General features: G+C 47.7%; 19 protein-coding genes and 3 pseudogenes. 6 read left to right on the top strand and 16 right to left on the bottom strand.

From position 1 onward, the window contains the following. Window positions 1-56 precede the first annotated feature (56 nt). The 7 genes and pseudogenes from HYN46_RS14980 to HYN46_RS17585 form a co-directional block, all read right to left on the bottom strand. Window positions 57-1292, bottom strand: coding sequence for a serine hydrolase domain-containing protein (locus tag HYN46_RS14980; protein WP_210009225.1), 1236 nt, complete (start codon window positions 1290-1292; stop codon window positions 57-59). Between the two features lie 331 nt (window positions 1293-1623). Continuing rightward, window positions 1624-2073, bottom strand: a complete 450-nt coding sequence (locus HYN46_RS14985) for a hypothetical protein (protein ID WP_114900140.1) — start codon at window positions 2071-2073, stop codon at window positions 1624-1626. Continuing rightward, a complete protein-coding gene (locus tag HYN46_RS17515; RefSeq protein ID WP_114900141.1) occupies window positions 2070-2750 on the bottom strand; it encodes an RHS repeat-associated core domain-containing protein in 681 nt (226 codons plus the stop codon). The genes HYN46_RS14985 and HYN46_RS17515 overlap by 4 nt, the downstream gene beginning before the upstream one ends. A gap of 105 nt (window positions 2751-2855) precedes the next feature. Beyond that, window positions 2856-3182 carry a DUF6572 domain-containing protein gene (locus tag HYN46_RS14995; RefSeq protein ID WP_114900793.1) on the bottom strand — a complete coding sequence of 109 codons (327 nt, stop codon included), beginning with the start codon at window positions 3180-3182 and terminating at the stop codon, window positions 2856-2858. Window positions 3183-3696: 514 nt separating this feature from the next. Further along, a pseudogene (locus tag HYN46_RS17630) lies at window positions 3697-3801 on the bottom strand (RHS repeat-associated core domain-containing protein); the annotation flags it as partial. Window positions 3802-3943: 142 nt separating this feature from the next. Continuing rightward, window positions 3944-4249, bottom strand: a complete 306-nt coding sequence (locus HYN46_RS15005) for a hypothetical protein (protein ID WP_210009227.1) — start codon at window positions 4247-4249, stop codon at window positions 3944-3946. A 107-nt stretch (window positions 4250-4356) separates the two neighbouring features. Then, window positions 4357-5304, bottom strand: coding sequence for an RHS repeat-associated core domain-containing protein (locus tag HYN46_RS17585; RefSeq protein WP_210009229.1), 948 nt, complete (start codon window positions 5302-5304; stop codon window positions 4357-4359). Between the two features lie 343 nt (window positions 5305-5647). On the opposite strand from HYN46_RS17585, the gene HYN46_RS15015 reads away from it, so the two are divergent. Both HYN46_RS15015 and HYN46_RS15020 read left to right on the top strand, forming a co-directional pair. Further along, window positions 5648-6922: a hypothetical protein gene (locus tag HYN46_RS15015; protein ID WP_114900142.1), complete on the top strand. Its 1275-nt coding sequence runs from the start codon at window positions 5648-5650 to the stop codon at window positions 6920-6922. Then, window positions 6916-7485, top strand: a complete 570-nt coding sequence (locus HYN46_RS15020; protein ID WP_114900143.1) for a hypothetical protein — start codon at window positions 6916-6918, stop codon at window positions 7483-7485. Before HYN46_RS15015 ends, HYN46_RS15020 begins: the two co-directional genes overlap by 7 nt. 7 nt (window positions 7486-7492) lie before the next feature. Here the strand turns inward: HYN46_RS15020 and HYN46_RS15025 are convergent, their stop codons facing one another. From HYN46_RS15025 to HYN46_RS15055, 7 genes and pseudogenes are all read right to left on the bottom strand, one after another. Continuing rightward, on the bottom strand, window positions 7493-8560 hold the full coding sequence (locus HYN46_RS15025) for an AraC family transcriptional regulator (protein ID WP_162818246.1): 1068 nt from the start codon (window positions 8558-8560) through the stop codon (window positions 7493-7495). Between the two features lie 117 nt (window positions 8561-8677). Continuing rightward, window positions 8678-9754 carry an AraC family transcriptional regulator gene (locus tag HYN46_RS15030; RefSeq protein ID WP_114900145.1) on the bottom strand — a complete coding sequence of 359 codons (1077 nt, stop codon included), beginning with the start codon at window positions 9752-9754 and terminating at the stop codon, window positions 8678-8680. Window positions 9755-9852: 98 nt separating this feature from the next. Continuing rightward, a pseudogene (locus HYN46_RS17635) lies at window positions 9853-9930 on the bottom strand (rubredoxin); the annotation flags it as partial. Window positions 9931-9982: 52 nt separating this feature from the next. Next, complete coding sequence (locus HYN46_RS15040; RefSeq protein ID WP_114900146.1) at window positions 9983-10942, bottom strand: TonB family protein; 960 nt, start codon at window positions 10940-10942, stop codon at window positions 9983-9985. A gap of 197 nt (window positions 10943-11139) precedes the next feature. Beyond that, window positions 11140-12630 carry a flavin-containing monooxygenase gene (locus tag HYN46_RS15045; protein WP_114900147.1) on the bottom strand — a complete coding sequence of 497 codons (1491 nt, stop codon included), beginning with the start codon at window positions 12628-12630 and terminating at the stop codon, window positions 11140-11142. Between the two features lie 29 nt (window positions 12631-12659). Further along, the gene (locus HYN46_RS15050; protein WP_114900148.1) at window positions 12660-13490 is read right to left on the bottom strand and encodes an SDR family NAD(P)-dependent oxidoreductase; all 831 of its coding nucleotides are present in this window, start codon (window positions 13488-13490) and stop codon (window positions 12660-12662) included. 59 nt (window positions 13491-13549) lie between these two features. After that, on the bottom strand, window positions 13550-14515 hold the full coding sequence (locus tag HYN46_RS15055) for a metal-dependent hydrolase (RefSeq protein WP_114900149.1): 966 nt from the start codon (window positions 14513-14515) through the stop codon (window positions 13550-13552). A gap of 581 nt (window positions 14516-15096) precedes the next feature. Here HYN46_RS15055 and HYN46_RS15060 point away from each other — a divergent pair. Genes HYN46_RS15060 through HYN46_RS15075 form a run of 4 tightly spaced genes read left to right on the top strand, consistent with a single transcriptional unit; the run spans window position 15097 to window position 16852 of the window. Next, a complete protein-coding gene (locus tag HYN46_RS15060) occupies window positions 15097-15552 on the top strand; it encodes an SRPBCC family protein (protein WP_114900150.1) in 456 nt (151 codons plus the stop codon). 25 nt (window positions 15553-15577) lie between these two features. After that, window positions 15578-15991: a GFA family protein gene (locus HYN46_RS17640; RefSeq protein ID WP_114900796.1), complete on the top strand. Its 414-nt coding sequence runs from the start codon at window positions 15578-15580 to the stop codon at window positions 15989-15991. 59 nt (window positions 15992-16050) lie between these two features. Then, window positions 16051-16518: an SRPBCC family protein gene (locus HYN46_RS15070; protein ID WP_114900151.1), complete on the top strand. Its 468-nt coding sequence runs from the start codon at window positions 16051-16053 to the stop codon at window positions 16516-16518. Continuing rightward, on the top strand, window positions 16505-16852 hold the full coding sequence (locus HYN46_RS15075; RefSeq protein WP_228254828.1) for an ArsR/SmtB family transcription factor: 348 nt from the start codon (window positions 16505-16507) through the stop codon (window positions 16850-16852). Before HYN46_RS15070 ends, HYN46_RS15075 begins: the two co-directional genes overlap by 14 nt. Window positions 16853-16885: 33 nt before the next feature. Here HYN46_RS15075 and HYN46_RS15080 read toward each other — a convergent pair whose 3' ends face one another. Both HYN46_RS15080 and HYN46_RS15090 read right to left on the bottom strand, forming a co-directional pair. Then, window positions 16886-18529: a S41 family peptidase gene (locus HYN46_RS15080; protein ID WP_210009233.1), complete on the bottom strand. Its 1644-nt coding sequence runs from the start codon at window positions 18527-18529 to the stop codon at window positions 16886-16888. A gap of 88 nt (window positions 18530-18617) precedes the next feature. Beyond that, window positions 18618-18776, bottom strand: a pseudogene (locus HYN46_RS15090) (helix-turn-helix domain-containing protein); the annotation flags it as partial. Window positions 18777-19329: the final 553 nt, after the last annotated feature.

A 19329-nucleotide genomic window follows, 5' to 3' on the forward strand; every position in this document is an offset into this window, starting at 1 on the left:
AATCATGATCACTCCATTTTTTTAACATTTCACGCCAAGTGGTGTGAAGAGATACATCACCCAACCTGACTGGTCAGCAGACGATTGGCGATGTTTTTCACTGCAGTTCGACTCTCTGCGGTCACTGACATATTCGTAAAGATCACCACGCCGCTCTGGCTTGCAGGATCGAGATACACCGCTGTGAATACGCCCGGATCACCACCCCAATGATTGGGGAACGGTTTACCCGCCAGATTGGAAGCCCCCCATCCCAGACCTTGCCCCGTCAGCCATGTTGGCAGTTCAGGCGGAGTCCGCATATCCAACATCTCTGCCATCGCCGCTTTGCCAAGGATTTGTACCTGACGTGTCGAACCGCCATTGGCTGAGGCCGCAACGAAGCGGGTGAACTCAGCGACCGACGAGCGGAGCATGCCCGCCGACCAATCGGGGAAACCCACCATCTCCATCGGCTTCAGCACGCCATCGACCAGATCGTAAGGCGTGGCGCGCCTTGCTTCGGAAGTTCCCGCAATCGTCCAACTGCTGTGCCGCATGCCGAGTGGTGCAAAGATCTGCTTGCGGGTTTGCTCACGCATATCTTCACCGCCAATCCGACTGGCCAGATAACCCAGTAACCCATAGCCAACATTACTATAATCCCACGCCCCACCAGGGACGACCTTGGAAAAACATCCCTCGGCGGCATAGTTGCGACCGCCCGCGACAAGATAGTCCTTGAGAAAATCGCCCAGCAACACAGTCGAGTCACGACCATGTTGACGAAAATCGATGTCGTAGTATTTCGCATCGGAAATGCTCGACGTGTGCATCAGCAGTTGACGAAAAGTGATTGGTGCATCGGGGTGATGCGGATTGATCAGCGGAAAGTCGAGGTGACCGGCAACCGAGTCATCAAGGTGAAATTTTCCCGATTCAGCCAAACGCATCACGGCTGTTGCGGTGACCGTCTTGGTCACGGATGCGATGTGAAACAGTGTATCAACCGTCACGGCTCGCCGATGTTCAATCTCAGCAAAACCATAGCCCCGCGTCAAACGCACTTCGCCCTTTCGGGCGATACCGACAGCCATGCCCGGGATATTGGCGCGGCTCATCTCACCACGAATAAAGGCATCCAGCTCGTCGCTTGATGCATGTACGTCAGTCACTTTGCCGAATGCAGGCAATGTAACCGCAGCGAGTCCAGCAGCAAGAAAACGACGACGGCGGATGAGAAAAGCGCTTGCGGGACTCTGGTCGATCATCTTCGGTGCTCGTCTCGTGAACTCGATGGTCGGGATTGCCATCAATATCTCTCGATACTCATTGATCGTGATATCGAAGTCAAGAAGTGGCATTTGAGAATTGGCAGGGTCACTTCATTTTTTTGATATTTCACGCCAAGTACGAAATTAAGTTCAGATAAATCTAAGCTGAGAGAAGTGAGCAATTGCCTTATCCTAAAATCAACAGCCACCTCGCATAAGGTGACTCTCTATAAAAAACTATAAGAAGGATGCTATAAATTAGCAACTTTCATTCGTCGATGAGATGATTAGATTGTAGTTGGCGCAATGTGCTTTGACTTATTGTGCAATCCGTGATGCTACAGCAAATAAGCACATCAGGAGCAACTTGCTAAGGTACGACATCAGCTCGCATAAGGCTGACCTTTTTGATGATGTCTACATCTATACGATACTCTATATGGATAGTATAGCCAGAACATGTAAAGCGATCCCACGCTCCATATTCACCGAGAATTGGATCGCTAATTTTTCCTCCTCTCTTGGATGGGGTTCCAAGGTGCGCAATGACTTCTTGGCGACTAGATGTTAAAGGCATATCATGAACGGCCGCCCTAAAATATCTCAATTCGTCAGAGTAGAGAAAAATTGTGTTTACTTTATCGTCTCCATCACTCACGAAGTCCATACCATCTTGAGTAAAGACATAATCTATAAGCGGCTTTTTAAGGTCAACATCCAAGTACCTCTCAAAGACCCAGTTTTTAAAAGGCAAATCAGCCAACAAAATCGAAGCATCTCTGCCCAAATAGGTTGCAAGTTTTTCAATTGTTAATATCATCGGTTTCTCATCGCTCCATCAAAAACTGCTCGATCTCGAGTTGCAGCGTTATTTAAATCTGCGGCATCTCCAGCTATTCGGTCTGGATTGTTTCTGCCGCCGTAGGTTGGGCTTGTTTGTTGATGCACTTCCCGAGGTAAAGCAATTGCTGGTGTCTTTGTCTTCAAGGTAGCACGTTCAGTTGGAGTCAAAGTTCTGCCAAGTGCAGACTCTCGTGAGGAAACTTGTGCGGCAAATGATGGTTGGTGGTCCATATCGAGAGGTTCAGTTTCTCCAAACTCTCTCTTTTGCGCCTTAAGTTCACCATATGTTCCAGTTTGTCCTGGCCTCACAGGTCCCTTCGCTGCTAGCTCGATCTCTTTTGAAGCCGCTTGTCTCAATCTACTGGCTGCTGTGTATACATATCTTCCAGCTGACGCCACCTCTGGTGCAATATATCTATAGGTCGCCAGGGCTGCGGCTTCAACATAAGGTGCTGCTTCTGCAACAACTATTGCTTCACCTATACATGCATCCTCAATACAAAGTCCCGTCGGATCAACTTGGTTAACAGGATTATTACCCGCATAACTATACGGATTCAACCCACCCTCAAGCCCCGTGGGATCAGGTTCCATGTAGATACCCAATCTTAGGTCGTAACATAGATTGTTGCTGGGATACCTGCTATTGGTCAGGTCGTAGTATTGGCTTTCTTCCTACCAGAAACAATAAACGTTCATCGAACCAAATATCCTTCTAGATAATCAAATTGCGTTGCAATGCACTTTGGCTTATTTCATCTACGAGGGATTAAATATTTCATACTTAAACGAAATATCTGCACTCTCAACTATGACTTTAGCATGCTCAAGAAAGTTTCTTGCATTTTCATCTGGCTGATATTTCAGGACTATATTAAATAATATCCTTCGACCTTTTGCTTCTGGGTATGTATCAAACACCTCGCCACTTTCTATGAACCTCAGATATGCGTTAATTTTTTCTTGTAGAAGCAATAAATGTTTGCTAGAACCCCACTCTAAAGAATCGAGGATAGTTAGCACTAGCTCTTCTGATAATTTATTTATGCTTATAGCATCAACTATTTCTGTTTGATCTACAGTCATTATAGCTTTCCTCATGGTCTTTCAATATTAACTCGTGTAGGAGGTATTACCGTTCCCCCAGGAAAATCAGGTTTTCCTTTACCGGCGACCACGCCCCCAGACCGCTCAATTTCAGGAAACGCAGCTTTTGATTTCCAGTTAGAGGGGCAGTGCTTGAAGCCTTGCACTCAGTGCAAGCTATATTCCCATTAGCATCTCTACTCACGAAATCCATACGGGTTTTTATCCCGCTTTGCGTTTTTATAGTGACTTGTTGAGCAATATTAGTATCTGTTTGTTCAAGTCTTGCCATGAATGCTTGCTCCCAAGCATCACCTGCAGCCTTGTTTGCTTGCAAAGTAGTCTTCGCAGCAGCTCCAGCTGTTCCAATAGCCCCAACACTGCCAGCCGAAGAAGGTAGTAAACTATCCGCAAAAGCAGCAATACGTGGCGCATTTAGATAAACATAACGACCCACAATAGGAGCTGCATCAACTGCCATTTCATAACAAGCTATCGCAAGCGGACCAAGACATAGTCCACTTGGATCAGTCTTATTAACAGGATTATTCCCCGCATAACTATACGGATTCAACCCACCCTCAAGCCCAATTGGATCAGGTTCCATGTACCGTCCGACTGACGCACTTTCACCCTAAATAATCACATTTTCCCTATATAGTACAACACCTTATAGCGCGAGCTTTTAGCGCCAAACACCCATATTTCGTAAAAATCCCTAGAGGCACATTTTTAGTCCAGAAATTTAGATTCGCAATTTTTTATCTTGACCAATTGATTAGCCACTCGCACTCTAGAAAATAGCGATTCAAAGCATCCTTATCTTCAACCCAGTTGTCATAGCCACTACGGAATTCAATATCATCCGCAATTAGAATTAAAAACCCGCCTGTATTTTCAGCGTCATCGACAACTTTAATATATCGACCTTGCTCGTCACCAGAGATGATTTTCCCAACTCTACCTATTAATATGTCTGTCATTTTTAATCCATTAATTTGTAAAGGGAATATGGTTGTTCGTAACGGGCTGTGTTTTATTTGGATTGTATTTTTCCAAATGCCCATGAGGAACGCCTGGAGCATGATTACCCTCTAGTGAGTTCTTATCAATTCTAAATCCACGAGTTTCATCAGCACTTCTAAATACTCCACTTCCTGGCTTACCTAGCTCTTTATAGCCGTTGCCTAGAAATTTGTCCCCCTGCAGTTAACAACTCATCGGCTGTAAGCGTATGTTGACTTGTAATATTGCCCTTGCCAGCTAGTGTTTCAGCAATTACTGCGTCTGACTTAGCAACCTTCGCAGCAACCGCAGCAATCCCAACACTGCCAGCAGACGAAGGAAGTAATTCTTCTGCAAATGCCGCGATACGTGGAGCGTTAAGATAGACATATCGACCTACAAGAGGTGCTGCATCTACTGCCAACTCATAACAAGCTATTGCAAGCGGACCCAAACATAATCCACTCGGATCAGTTTTATTTACTGGATCACTACCTGCATAAGCATACGGATTTAAACCCGCCTTTAACCCCAGCGGATCAGGTTCCATATACCGACCCAATTCAGGGTTGTAGTAGCGGTTAAGGTTGTAGTACAGACCACTTTGCTCATCATAGTACTGCCCCGGAAAACGAAGGTTCATCTGAACACTACCGCTGGCTTGTTGTATACCAAAAGCATCCGGATCCCATGCCCAAACCACACCTTGAGTTGCGGCATCAATACCACGGCGTGGTTTCTTCTGATAGTCGGTCACTAAATAAACAATGCGGTTTCCTGCATAAATTGCCGCGATAGGACGATCATCCAGCCATACATACTCAACAATCATGCTTCCAGTTGGACCGTACTCGCCAATCAGATGACTGTTTTCATCATACATATATTGGCGATCGATATACGATCCACCACGAAATGTACGCTCATTCTTGTGATTGTAGTCAAAATAAATCCCTATATATTGGGTGCTATTCGGTAAACCACTTTCTGTTCTACGGCGGCCCTTATAGTCATATGTTGCGCGACCTTTATAGGAGCCATCAATCTCACCTTGACCTGTCAAAGAGAGTGGTTGTGTAATGCCATCCTTACTCCAACCCGTCAAATGATTGCCCATGTAAGAATGATCTGCAGTTGAATATCCAAAGCCGGTATTCCCTGTAGCTCTAGACCCAACTCGATTTCCATTATTATCATAGTAATAATGGATTGGGCTGCCGTTTAACAATGTTTCATTATTCAGTTGTGAAGCATTGTCATACTCATAAGCTGTTCTCGCTCCTAAGTACTCTTGACTCTTCAAAATGTTATTCAGGCACGTTAAAACCATCGATTACGAAAAATAAAAATCAATTGCCCCCAAACATTGGCTCCCTCAGTCAAATGTTGGCACCCGCTGCCAAGCACTCTTCTGCTCCAATGATGATCTAATTCTCATCACAGCAGGTCGCAGACAGGCGATGAAGACCACTCTAAAAATAAAACCCAAGCGCCGCATCACACCGCTGGTGACCGCACTATTTCTGCTCTCGCTTCAGCAGACCAGCCATGCTGACCTTACGCGACTGGATGATCAGCATCTCGCAGACGTGACAGGACAAGCGCCAATCTATACCAGCTATATCGACCCTTCCGCATCGGGCAATGCCAGCGGTCTTGGCTTTTATACCCTTGGGATCAATGGCACCGTTTCGCTCAATGCCAATATCGAACACCTGCAACTGGGCTGCGGCGGGGTGAATGGTCCGGGCTGTGATATCGACTTAAGCCATGTACGATTAAGCGGCACTAGCCCCGGTCCCAGTGGCACTTATGCCGACTCGGATGCCACACTGGGCAATCCCTTCCTGCAACTTGCAATCAAAAACCCGACCTCATTGGCCAATCGCCAAGTGGTCGGAATTGCACTCGGAGCGCAGAGCGCACAAGCCCTACTATCCATCGGTGAAAACCCTACGCCCAACGTGCCCGGCACAGTCGGTGGTACGCCCGGCGGCGAGACAGGGATTAATGCATTAAGTGGCTCATTTCAGGCTTTGATTCAGGATTTGCGCAATCCCCTGGCGATTACGGTACTCGGCATTCCCGTAGCCACGGGAAATGCCTATGTGAAGGTGACCGCTACCCAGCCTAACCTGCCCAGTACGCTCATGACTCAAGAGTCTTCTGGCAATGTTGAAACGGGTGGGTACTATCAATACGTGTCAGGCAGCAGACTCACTGGGGTGGACTTAGGTCCGATCACGCTGGTCGTCCCAAAATTGAATGTTCTGGTGCCGTTTCTGAATATCAATCTCTCGGCGAGTGCGACCTATACACCCATCAACCTGATTGATCTGCATAACCTGAATGTTTCCAGCAATAAAAACTCAGGCTTGCTGCTCTCGCTAAATAATCAAGCCATTCTTTGGCCGCAGGTGGGTACGCTTGGGGTATCAACTTTTCCCACGACCAACCAGAGCTTAGATGCCAATGGCAATGTGGCCACCAGAGGCTATAACTCCAATGGTGATGCGATTACGACCAATCAACTGATGGCGCAGCGCGGCTGGTGGTTGTCTGCTCCGCAAGCCAACATTGGTGATCCTGCGAATGGCTTTATTACCACCTCGCAAGCCAATGTGGATATTTTGACGGCAGTGGGTGGGCTGGTACTCGGCAATATCCCGGTAGCATCAGTCAATACTCGCCAGATCCCCGTGCAAAACTGCTATGGCAGCCTCAAGTTTTGTTAAAACAGCAGCGTACGACCGCTTATCGCCAAGGACTTATCGTTCTTCTATCCTTGCTCGGTATGATGCCGATCGCCCAAGCCTCCATGCTTGAACGCTGTGCGGCACCCGAATCCAATTACCCCGCATACATCCATTCAATGCTGTCACGCATCGGACATCACCCGCAGGATTCCAACACGGCAAGCATTGCCTTTATCATGGCGGCGGCTATCACCGCGCGGTACAACATCCCCGTCGATGCCGAAAAGATCAGTAGTTTACTGAACCATGAGACGTTGGGCATTCGGCCGATCAGTATGCTGGATATCAAGCGTGTTTTTACGCTGTTAGGCCTGCAGGTCGATGCCCGCAAAACCGAGCAGCCCGAGGAAGTACTGACCCTGAGCAGCCAGATTCTCATCACCCAAGACCAGCAAAAGAACTTTATGGCGCTGATCACGACATCCAACAGCTATGCCTATTTGATCTATGGGGTTGTGAATCAAGAGGCACTGATCTGCCCGGTTCATAAATCCGTGTTTATGAAATCGTATACGACTGAGAAGTTTCTGATTTTGAATTAAGTTCTGCTTAACCCTTCAAACTCGCCCGCAATTCGCTCGGACTTTGCTTCTTGACCCGTTTAAAGGCACGCGAGAATGCTGACAAATCGCTATAGCCCAATTGCTTGGCGATATTGGACAAGGGTAATGACGTGCTGATCAATAGCGTTTCGGCACGTTCCATCCGCACCTCCTCAATCAGCTTAGACAACGTATAGCCTTCTTCTGATAAACGCCTGCTTAAGGTGCGCGTTGATAACGCGAGCATGTCGGCAATCTGTGCAGATTCAGGGTAATTGCCTTGCTCGACATAAGCGGATAACAAACGCCGCACGCGCACAGCGACTTGATTATAGCTATGTAATAACAATAGCTTGCTATCAAGCATTGATTCCAGAGTCAGGCGAGTACTGCGGTTGCGCGTGACCAAAGGAAAGTGCAAGCCCTCACGTGGCAGTATTAATTGATCCTCCAAACTCGAAAATTTTAAGGACACATTATTATATTTTTGATAAGACTCAATCTTGCCGCGTGGAGAATGGCGAAAATGAACCTCGGCCCCAAGCAATTGGCTAAGCGCTTTGCCTTGTGACGTTGTCTCAGAAAACTGCACCACTTTAAGAATGTTGCCGATCACCACTTCTACCAACGTCTCGTCAAACGGACTGCCAAGACGCACCAGTGTTTTGACACGGATATACACTTTATTGCCGCGATCCTCTCGCAAGAGTTCAATACACGGCATAATCAACGGGAAATAGCGCAGGCCAATGTCCAGCGCATCACCAAGCGTATCTGCGCTCATCACTGCCATACCCACCATGCCATTGATCGTCACTGGCATATAGCGCATAAGTTGCCTTGAGGCGGGCTCATCACTGTTTAGGTATTGTTTTGAAAACTCCATCAACGCCACAAACTGCGGGATGGTCAGTCGGGTCTCAGGATCATTGATTTCGGCGAGGGTCAGTCCACAATGCTGATAGATCAGTTGAACATCCCCATCGCACGCACGGACCAGCCCTTCCACCATTTCCAGATACTGAATCGGAAAGGTAATCAATGAAGACGAGCGAATGACAACAGGGCTGGGCAAAATGGTCAAATCTCCAAAGGCATAAAAAAGCACTATACGCTCGTCACCAGCATTTGGCAGAAAGTACGATGCTCTCCACTCAATTCACTTCTGGCTGACAACACCCAACAAGAGGGATCAGGGTTTCAAGCTCGCCCGCAGCTCACTCGGACTTTGCTTCTTGACCCGCTTAAAGGCGCGCGAGAACGCCGACAAATCACTATAGCCTAATTGCTTGGCGATATTAAATAAGGAAAGCTGCGTACCGATCAACAGCATCTCTGCACGCTCCATCCGCAGCTCTTCCATCAGTTTGGATAGGCTATGGCCTTCCTCAGACAGGCGTCTGCTAAGCGTGCGTGTGGACATCGCCATCGCATCGGCAATCTGCTGGGGATCAGGAAAGTGACTGAGCGCCGCAGATCCCGATAGCAAGCGCCGTACTCGTACTGCGACCTCATCATGCTTCTGCATCAATTGCAGTTTGGTCTCAAGCATCGTCTCCAGTGCCATGCGCGTACTGCGGTTACGCGTCACCAGCGGTCGGCTTAACACCTCCCGGGCAAAGATCATTTGATTATCCAGACACAAGAATTTAATCGACGTATGGCAGAACCGCTGATACACATCAGCATCACCAACGCAGGCATGACGGAAGTGCACTTCACTGCCCAATATTTCAGAGATCTCTTTGCCATTGACTGGCGTCTCGGAGAAGCGGACCATTTTGAAGAAATTACCGATCACCACTTCAATCATCGTCTCATCAAAAGGGCTGCCGAAACTTGCCAGATTGCGTACATGAATAAAGACTTTATTTCCCCGATTCTCTCGCGTCAGTTCAATGCAAGGCAGGATGAGTGAGAAGTAGCGCAGGGTAATATCCAGCGCATCGCCCAGCGTGTCCGCGCTGATACTTGCCATACCGAGCATGCCGTGAATGGTGACCGGCATATGGCGTAACATCTGGATTGACGCAGGTTCTGCGCAGTTCATATGCTCTTTGGCAATCTGCATTAGCTCGGCAAATTGAGACAAACTGATCCGCGTCTCAGGATTATCCAGCTCATGTTGCTCAAGCTGAGCACGCACGTAGATCTGCTGGACATCCCCACCGCGCAGGCGCACCAGCGCCTCTACCATTTCGACGTATTGAATAGGAAAGGTAAAGGGCGATGAAGAGCGAATGATTGAGCTTCTCAAAAATGTAGTCATGTCTGTATAGCAACACAAGACACTGTACACCTGTCGCCAACATTTGACTTAATTTGCCAATCTGAGTAGTCGTTGGCGAAAATGGAACCTAGACTTCGCTAGATTTCGACCATTTGAAAATCGAGCTTCGCAACACCGCAATCTGGGCAGACCCAGCTCTCACGGATATCTTCCCATCGCCAAGGTGGGACCTAATGAATTTCGATTGGGTTTAAAACAAGACTGAACCTACATCTTCGGCAGGTCAAACTCAATAATCTCTTCGGTCTTCACCCCGCGCGTCACGCCCCGATCCGGATCGACATAAGGGGTGTAGACATAGTGCATCACCGCATCCCGCGCCGCCATATCCAGCGCTTCCGAACCCGATGAACGATGGATGGTGACATTGGTGACTTTGCCTTCATCATCGACAGAGGCCCAAACGATCACGACCCCAAACTCGCGATTGGCCAGTGAGGTTTTGGGATAGACCGGCTCACTTTTCTTGACGATTTTGAGCTGGTGAAAATTATTCATCAGATAGAATTGACCAATATTCTGCGGGCGATCGGGATCGATCTGTCGGTTCTGTGCTGCAAGCAGGGTCTCAGCCTTAATTTGCTCAGCCGTTTTGGTTTGTACGGGGGGCACGAAGCCTGCACTGACTGCTTTGTCTTTCCAGAATTTGGCGAGTCCAGAATTCTGAGCCACGCCTTCGCCTTTTTCATACATGCCGCCCACTTCCCACTGCGCTTGTATCGAATTCTGCTGTGCTGCCATGAGCAACCAGTTAAAGGCTTCGGTGGTGTTTTCCTCCATACCTAAGCCTTTTTCAGCCATAAAGGCAAGATTATGTTCGGCGGGAACAAAGTTCTGCGCAGCGGCTTTACGATACCAACTGACGGCGGTCACATAACTTTGTGGAACCCCATAGCCGTGATAGCTCATAAAGCCAAGCTTAAACTGTGCAGCTGCATTGCCCTGTTCTGCTGATTTGCGATACCACTGCAAAGCCTGAGCATAATCCTTAGACACGCCTTGTCCAAACTCATACAGTTGTCCTAACTGGACTTGAGCTAGAGGATTGCCCTGAGTTGCTGCTGCCGTGATTGCGGTCAGATCAATAGGTCCGGTTTGATTCACCGCATAAGCCGCTGTATAGGATGCGGCACCAATAATCAGACCACAAATAACCGTCTTAAACATGCCGCAATCCTTGGTGAGTGTTTCTGAATTTTAATTCACTCTTATATCCTGTACGGCGGCAGGGCGTCCAGTCTAAATCCATCAATTCGTGCTTGATTTGCAATAAAAAAAAGACCCACGCCTGTGAGTCTGTCAATACGACAAAAAAGTGCGCTGGGGCGGCTGATGCGACCCCAGCGTTGAAGATGGCTCTATTTTTATTTAGACGCGATATAGCTCACGTGATAATCATCAAGATTCAATGCGGTGAGTCTTTGCTTGAGTTTCTTCAATGACCATGGCCATGCGGCAAAGTTGCGGCCGTTTTGATCAAGGTAGTAGCTCTTGCAACCCCCACTGTTAAACACGGTGGTTTTGATGTGCTTTTGCACAAGATCGTTGTGCTTCTTGATCACGTCCGATTTCACTGCAAGCTTGCTGATGCCTTGCTCTTTGATCTTTAGCAGACCATCGATAATGAAGTCGAGCTGTGCTTCAGCCAAGCCAATGAATGAATCATAAACAAGAACATTTGGACCCAGCACCAAGAACGCATTGGGCGTATTTTCAAGGCTAGTGCCAAGGTAAGCTTCAGGCGAAGTATCTTTCCAAAGGTCCGCCAACACCACGCCTTTTTCATTGGTGACTTTTCTACCGATAGGCGGATGCGACACTTCAAAACCCGTACCCCAGATGATCACATCCACTTCATGGCGCTCGCCATTGGCGGCAATCACGGTGTTGCCTTCAACCTTCACCAGACCATGCGGAATCAGATGCGTATTGTCCTGCTGCAGCGCTGGGTAGTAGTCGTTGGCAAACAGAATCCGCTTACAACCGACCAGAAAGTTTGGTGTCACATCTTTCAAAAGGGTCGCGTCTTTGACTTGGAGCTTAAGCAATTGCTTGCCCACTTCATTAACTGGCTTTAAGAACTTCGGATTACGCAAACCAAAGTTGATGATATTAAGTGACGTAGCTACTGACTTGCGCCAGCTTTGTTGGATGATCGGCATATTTTCCATCACCGATTTGCCGGTTTTGCCGAGATTCATATCAGGCTTTGGCAACACCCACGGTGCGGTACGCTGGAATACATACAACTCTTTCGCCAAAGGCTGAATACGCGGAACAAACTGAATGGCAGAAGCACCCGTGCCGATCACCGCAATGCGCTTGCCTGCCAAATCATAGTCATGATTCCAGCGTGCGGAGTGGAACATTTCACCCGTAAAGGTGTCCAAACCGTCGATCTTCGGAATCTGCGCTTCGGTGATCGGACCGGTGGCAAAGATGACGGTACGAGACAGGTATTGCCCCAGTGTCGTATCCAACACCCATAAATGCTGCGCTTCATCCCATACCGCTTTGAGCAATTCATTGTTAAACTCAATCAGGGGTTCTACATCAAATTTCTTACTGACATCTTCAAGATAGCTCAAAATCTCAGGTTGCTTGGCAAACAAGTGGCTCCACTTGGCGCTCGGCGCAAACGAATAGGAATACAGTGCAGACGGCACATCACAGCCACAACCGGGATAGGTATTCTCACGCCATGTGCCGCCGACGCGACTGGCTTTTTCAATAATCTTAAAATTGTGATAGCCCGCTTTATTCAGTTTGATCGCTGCTGCAATCCCGGAAATCCCCGCGCCGATAATCAGCGTGTCAAAAATATGCGCACTTTGCTTTTTAGCGTTTGAAGTCATGCTTAAAACCTTAATTGATCATCGATATTTTATTTAAAGAACTGATACGACGTACCCAGAAAGCGGGCATAAAGACTGGGTGATGTGCGTTTCATCAACCAGAACAGCTTCGCATCGATTTGCGGGATCGTATACAGATCGCCACTATCCAGACGATTTAAGGTTAAATTCGCGACAGAATCACTGGTGGTGAAGGCATAGTTGGTCAGCGCAGTATCGGCAAGCTTAGAGTAGCGTCCAGGGATACGACCATTTTTGATAATATTGGTCGGCACCAGTGTGGGACACAGCACATTGACCTTGATCTTGAACTTACGCAGCTCAGCAGACAGTGTTTCGGACAGCGACAGCACACCCGCTTTGGTGACGTTATACGCGGTCATTTCTGGGGCGGCAGCATAAGATGCGGCAGAAGCGACATTGATAATCGCGCCAAAACCTTGTGCTTTAAACTTCGGCACAAAGTAATGGCAGCCATGAATCACGCCCCATAGGTTGACGTGCATACACCATTTCCAGTCATCCAGCGTCAGTTCATCAAACTTACCGCCCAAACCCACACCGGCATTGTTGATCACCAGCGTGGTTGGATGTCCCATCAGCACTTCAGCTTGATCAGCAAGCGCTTTCACTTCTTCAGCGTTGCCTACATCACATTGCACGGCATAACCTGTTGCACCTACGCCTTTGAGCAAGGCAACGGTTTCCTCCGCAGCCGCCTGATTGATATCTGCACAGACTACCGTACCGCCACGCTTGCCCAGCTCTAATGCAAAGCTACGACCAATCCCACTCCCCGCGCCAGTCACGACTGCGTAGGCTTGGTGACTGGTTTTTTGCTTTTTACTAAATAAACTCATAATGATTCCAAACACGTATTGTTGTTATGACATTGATAAACAGGTATGGGCTTGACTGTTCAAGCCGCTCTGACCTTAGGAACCACTTCTTTAATGAAGTAAGGCGTCAACAAACCCGTTTCAGGATCTAGCAGACGCTCTTTGTAGTAAGCCAGATACTCAGAGGTATCGTGGTCGTTCGGATGGAAGTCTGGGCGCAAGTAATCGAGGATGTGACCCACAGTACTGCCATATACGCCATCTTTAGGACCCAGTAACAGCGCTGCACTGCGTTTGACATCTCGCCAATAGCTGAGACTCCACAGATTGCTCGGCTTTCTGAAGAACGGAATCAGCACGCCGCCCAGTGGCACCAAGAACATGATGGTAATGAACGCTGCCGCAAAGCCCGTGATACGCAGTGCATAATTACCAGAGAGGGTCTGATAGACATCATAAGCAATGTCTTTATGCTCAGACTCTTCGAGCATATGCCACATCCAAAGGCCGCGCTGACGGTCATCCTGACTGTAGAAGAAATTGGCTTCATGCTTCATCATGAACTCAGCCAGCACTGCGGTGAAGTGCTCAATCCCTGCCATCAACGACAGTTTCATCGGTTGCGGAAACTTGAGGAAGCCGTAGTTGAATACGTTGCGGGCCAAAAAGCGGTAGAAGGTGACTGGAAAGTCTTTTGCTTTCAGGATCTCATTCCACTCTTCATGGACTTTAGAATGCAAGGCTTCTTGACCAATTAACGCAGTCACACGTTGCTTAAGAATCGGGTCGGTCAGGAAATCGCGATGATAGCGCGCAGTCTCAATCACAAGGTCTTCACCAAAGGTCAGAAAAATGGATAGCGCTTGAAAATAAGCACTCGCCAATTCTGCATTCATATAGAAGTCAGGATCTGCTTCGTCCGCGTTGAATTTAAAATCAAAGTGACGAATAGGGACTAAGCCCTTTTTAGAAAAATCTGTAGTGACCGCTTGGTTTTTGGTTTTGAATTTACCAAAAACGGAACTTTTGATTGCTGGAGCGTTCATAGCAATTCCTTTAACTTAAGCAGTTGGAGAATGTGTTGTGAGGGTCTGGCGTCGTTCTGTCATCTTCAGGCAAGAACGTCGGACACGCGTTCATCTCTCTTGCAATACCTGAGATGGCAATGTCGTTGATCATCCTATTTACAAATTAGCAGACGGTCTTGGGCTGACGGAATTTGTAGTCATTGACTTACAGTATCCTATACCGAACTTTTGTTCGGATTCAATTCGGGTAATCCCTAGTTACCAAACCCAACCAACCGCTTGCTTGGTATGGCTCAGGGCTTGCAAATACTGTGGGTGCGCTTGGGGTTGTTCTGATTTTTTTGGGTGAGATTCGGGGGTTGAGGAGGACTGGATCGGGTTTCATGCACTCGAGAAATGTGATCAAGTCGGCGAATTACACAAAACTTGAGACAGATAGCCTCATACAGATGTATGAATCCATTAAGAACGTTATCTAAATACCATTTATTCGTATCTCAATTTAATGCAACAAAACAGTTGCATTAAATTTTACTTAATGCATAATGCAACTACTAGGTTGCACTTAATGCACCACTCATAAAATAGGAGCAAAGATAATGTTCGATATTTTGCACAAACTGGGCATTCAATCGACGTCTGTCGATGATGTCTATCAGTCCCTCACCACACGGGAAGGTCTGTCAGGGTGGTGGGCTAATGACACCCATGGCAAATGCAATGTCGGCGACGTGATTCAATTCCGATTCAAACTCAAAGACCGTACAGCCAACATTGACATGAAGGTGCTTGACCTTGAGCCCGCCAAGAAAGTGCTTTGGCAAGTGGTCGATGGACCTAAGGAATGGATCGGCACACAAGTAAGTTGGCAACTCAGCCAAGAAGACAGTTGGACCATTGTTCTGTTCAAGCACCAAGGTTGGCAAGAACCCGTCGAGTTCATGCACCATTGCAGCACCAAGTGGGCAATCTTTCTGCTTAGCCTGAAGTTATTGCATGAAACAGGCAAAGGGACACCTAACCCAAAAGATTACAAGCTCGAAAGTTGGGAGTAATATGATGAATAACCCAAACGAAAACATGATTAAGCCCTATACCGGCGGTTGTGCCTGCGGTGCCATCGGTTATGAGATTTCTGAAGAACCCATTTTCTCAAATCACTGCCAGTGTCTAGACTGTCAACACGCGAGCGGCACGGGACACGGGTCTTATTTGACTTTCCCCAATATGGGCCATGTGACACTGAAGGGCGAAGCAAAGCACTGGGACAGAGTCGCCGATAGCGGTCATGTAAAGACTCATTGGTTCTGTCCCAACTGCGGATCACCAGTCTATCTAACCTTTGCCGCCATGCCTCACTTGTTTACTGTGCATGCAGCAAGCCTTGACGATCCCAGCAGATTCATACCGCAAGTAGTCACGTACAACGATCGAGGTCATTCATGGGATCAACTTGATCCCATATTGCCAAAATTCGAAAAAATGCCGCAGTAGAAACATGTGCAGAATCAATAAAATTAGCTTTCATCAATAAACAATTATGAGGTAGCATCATGAACACATCGACAGATCGTATCGAAAAGCAAATCGTTTTAAAGGCACCGCGCAGCCGTGTCTGGCAGGCCATCTCCAATGCAGAACAATTCGGAGAGTGGTTTGGTGTGGCGCTCACAGGTAAAACCTTCAGTGCAGGGCAATATACCAAGGGCAATGGATTCTCACCATGCAGTGGCGACCTTGGCTATGTGTGGGAAGCCTTGATTGAGCGCATCGAACCGGAGCACTTCTTTTCATTTCGCTGGCATCCCTATTCAGCGGACAAATCAATCGACCTTAGCAAGGAGCCGATGACACTGGTCGAGTTTGAATTAAACGAAGTGGACGGCGGTACATTGCTTCGTGTAGTAGAATCAGGCTTTGACGCCATCCTGCCATCGCGACGTACGCTTGCTTTCAGCATGAATACCAACGGTTGGGATCAGCAAATCAAAAACATCGAGGCTTATATTGCTAAACTTTAATGGTTCTAAAAGCGCCGCACTGCCGACCTTCGCGCCGCTGTTTGCGGCGCTGGGGGACGAAACGCGCTTACGTCTGATCGCAGTGCTGTGTGCTGGCGGTGCGATGTCGATCACCCAACTGACCACAGGCACCGAGATCACCCGCCAAGCCGTGACCAAGCATCTCACGGTCCTTGCGGATGCTGGGCTCGTGCGTGATGTCAAGGTTGGACGCGAGCGCCTCTGGGAGTTTGAACCCAGTCAGTTGGATGAAGCCCGCCGTACCCTTGAAATCATTTCACAGCAGTGGGATGAAGCACTGGAGAGACTCAAGAAGCTGGTTGAAGGCGACTAACATTCGCTGAAAGTGCACTTTAAACCCTATCCCCTACAAACTCCCACACAGCGCATGCACATTGTAGGGACTACCCTGCCCTTGTTTCAGATCAATCTCTTTATTCTGCAAATAGCGCAGCGCTTGTGAAAACATATAATCCGTCGCTGTGGCATAGGTCTTTGCCAAGACTGGCGGCGGCATATCCTGTTTATGCTGACTCATGCTCATCAAAATCTCGCTACGCCGTTTAACCCGTTCTTTACGAATCTTTTCCAGAGGGTTAGCAGGGTCTATCCCTTCGTATTTAGGGTGAGCAATATCAACTTCGTGAAAATTAAGCGCATCGTCCGGATCACCATTTTTGCGCTCACTGACAAAATAATCGGGAGTAATGCCATACCCGTTGACGGGGCAACCCGATGGCGTGAAGTAGTTGGCGGTGGTTAGACGCAGTCCCGTACCATCAATCCGTGGTGATATCGCTTGTATCGACCCTTTACCAAAGGTTGTCTTACCGATAATCGTTGCACGTTTAAGATCCTGTAGCGCACCGCTCACCAATTCAGGCGCGGACACGGTATTCTGATGCACAAGCACAACCAGCGGGATGGTTTTATACAGCTCGGGTAAGTCAGCAAGCGGATCTTTGGTGACGCCATCCTTGGTATTAGCCGCGGTCTTATAATCATCAAGGGTGGTATAGAGATAACGCGTGTTTTCCGGTGATTTGCCTTTGGTCAGTACCGCCTTTTGTTTGTCTTTGACAAAGATCGAGACCACACCAACTGCACCCGACAAAGAACCACCGCCATTGTTACGCAGGTCTAAAACAAGTCCTTTGAGATTAGGATTGGTTTTGGCAAGGTCCTGCAACGCGTCGACGGTTTTGGCAACGACATTTTCATCAAAGGATGAAATACGCACCCAGCCATAATCGGATGCAACGAGGCGATGATAGACCGTTTCGCTATTGATCTTGGCGCGCGTGATATTGAAATACGTTTTTTGCATTTTAGGCATGCGCTGCACGGTGATCTTGACCACAGTATTCGGCAGGCCTGCGATGCGCTCGGTCATTTCTTTAAATGTTTTACCACTAAAATTCTCACCATCCGCTTCGACGATCAAGTCATTGGGATGGATATTGGCTTTTTCGGCTGGACTGTTATCAATCACTTGATAAACCCGTAAGCCATCGCCCTCTTGCCCGACGACGACCCCGATACCCACATAGCCTTCTGCGCGCCATGTTTTCCACATATCGGCAAATTCGGTTTTATCCATGAACTGTCCATGAGTCAGTGTATCCACCGTGCGCTTGATCCCTTGATTGAGAAACTCATGAATGTCGACAGGGGTGTAGGAGTCCTTTTTGATGGCCTCAACCACATCTTTGAGTTGGCAGATTTCTGCTTCCCAATCAGGCGGGCACGGACTTGGACTTGGACTTGGACTTGGACTTGGACTTGGACTTGGACTTGGACTTGGGCTTGGGCTTGGGCTTGGGCTTGGGCTTGGGCTTGGGCTTGGGCTTGGGCTTGGGCTTGGGCTTGGGCTTGGGCTTGGGCTTGGGCTTGGGCTTGGGCTTGGGCTTTCAGCATATGAGGCTGTTGCACATATGCCTATAGAAAGTACAGCAATTTTTATAGCGCGGCTGAGATAACGTAAGCGGTGTTTATTCATTGGGTTTGACATTAATCTTCGAATGCTTGATAGCATCATCAAAACCTAAAAATCGTTGAAACACAAGATTGTTTGCTGTAAATGCTTCTACAATCACGCCTCAAATCCGCCCTATCTCACCCCGAAACTGACTCGGTGTCATCCCCGTCCATTTCTTAAACGCCCGCGTAAAGTTTGCAGGTCCCACATAACCCAGCAAACTGCTGATACTCTGGATATCCATTTCGGTCATCGTCAACAGCTTTTCTGCTCCTGCTTGTGTGGTTAATCAAGCTTGGAGAGATAAGTCGTATTTATTACTTCTCAGATCACATTTTTTGCCAAGGCACATTAGAAATATTACAGAACAACCGCTCAAATCCAATCTGCGAAGTGGGTCACACCCTGTCCTATTTTGAAACATTTTGTATTAAAAAACACCAAATTTGGCACCAAAAGGTAAAAATCAATCACTAATAGGTATATAAAACATAAAAAAATCATGCCATAACAACTCATAGCTTTCTGCTTCTAAAAAAAGCATAAAAGTTGTTTTTAAATATTCTAAAAGCCCACACCGAGCATGACACCACTCATTCCCAGATGAATGAGGGATATCGGTCAGATAGGCAAATTTGTTGTGGTCACACTCTTCAAAGACTTTGTGACATGTTTTGCACTCGACGTTCAAAACTGATTGATGTGCAGTAAATAGTTTGAGTGCAAGACACCCAAACCTAAGTTCCTTGCGAAGTTACATTGCTCATGTTTATGCGACATTGATGATTGACCCGTGCGTGGTAATAACATGGGTAAGTCTTTGATGATGGCGT

The organism is Aquirhabdus parva, from assembly GCF_003351745.1.
Lineage (GTDB): Bacteria > Pseudomonadota > Gammaproteobacteria > Pseudomonadales > Moraxellaceae > Aquirhabdus > Aquirhabdus parva.

Coding starts and splice junctions, on each gene's coding strand:
- HYN46_RS14980 (WP_210009225.1), bottom strand. CDS start 1,292: ATGGCAATCCCGACCATCGAGTTCACGAGACGAGCACCGAAGATGATC.
- HYN46_RS14985 (WP_114900140.1), bottom strand. CDS start 2,073: ATGATATTAACAATTGAAAAACTTGCAACCTATTTGGGCAGAGATGCT.
- HYN46_RS14995 (WP_114900793.1), bottom strand. CDS start 3,182: ATGACTGTAGATCAAACAGAAATAGTTGATGCTATAAGCATAAATAAA.
- HYN46_RS15005 (WP_210009227.1), bottom strand. CDS start 4,249: ATGGGCATTTGGAAAAATACAATCCAAATAAAACACAGCCCGTTACGA.
- HYN46_RS17585 (WP_210009229.1), bottom strand. CDS start 5,304: ATGGGCAATCATTTGACGGGTTGGAGTAAGGATGGCATTACACAACCA.
- HYN46_RS15015 (WP_114900142.1), top strand. CDS start 5,648: ATGAAGACCACTCTAAAAATAAAACCCAAGCGCCGCATCACACCGCTG.
- HYN46_RS15030 (WP_114900145.1), bottom strand. CDS start 9,754: ATGACTACATTTTTGAGAAGCTCAATCATTCGCTCTTCATCGCCCTTT.
- HYN46_RS15040 (WP_114900146.1), bottom strand. CDS start 10,942: ATGTTTAAGACGGTTATTTGTGGTCTGATTATTGGTGCCGCATCCTAT.
- HYN46_RS15045 (WP_114900147.1), bottom strand. CDS start 12,630: ATGACTTCAAACGCTAAAAAGCAAAGTGCGCATATTTTTGACACGCTG.
- HYN46_RS15050 (WP_114900148.1), bottom strand. CDS start 13,490: ATGAGTTTATTTAGTAAAAAGCAAAAAACCAGTCACCAAGCCTACGCA.
- HYN46_RS15055 (WP_114900149.1), bottom strand. CDS start 14,515: ATGAACGCTCCAGCAATCAAAAGTTCCGTTTTTGGTAAATTCAAAACC.
- HYN46_RS15060 (WP_114900150.1), top strand. CDS start 15,097: ATGTTCGATATTTTGCACAAACTGGGCATTCAATCGACGTCTGTCGAT.
- HYN46_RS17640 (WP_114900796.1), top strand. CDS start 15,578: ATGATTAAGCCCTATACCGGCGGTTGTGCCTGCGGTGCCATCGGTTAT.
- HYN46_RS15070 (WP_114900151.1), top strand. CDS start 16,051: ATGAACACATCGACAGATCGTATCGAAAAGCAAATCGTTTTAAAGGCA.
- HYN46_RS15080 (WP_210009233.1), bottom strand. CDS start 18,529: ATGTCAAACCCAATGAATAAACACCGCTTACGTTATCTCAGCCGCGCT.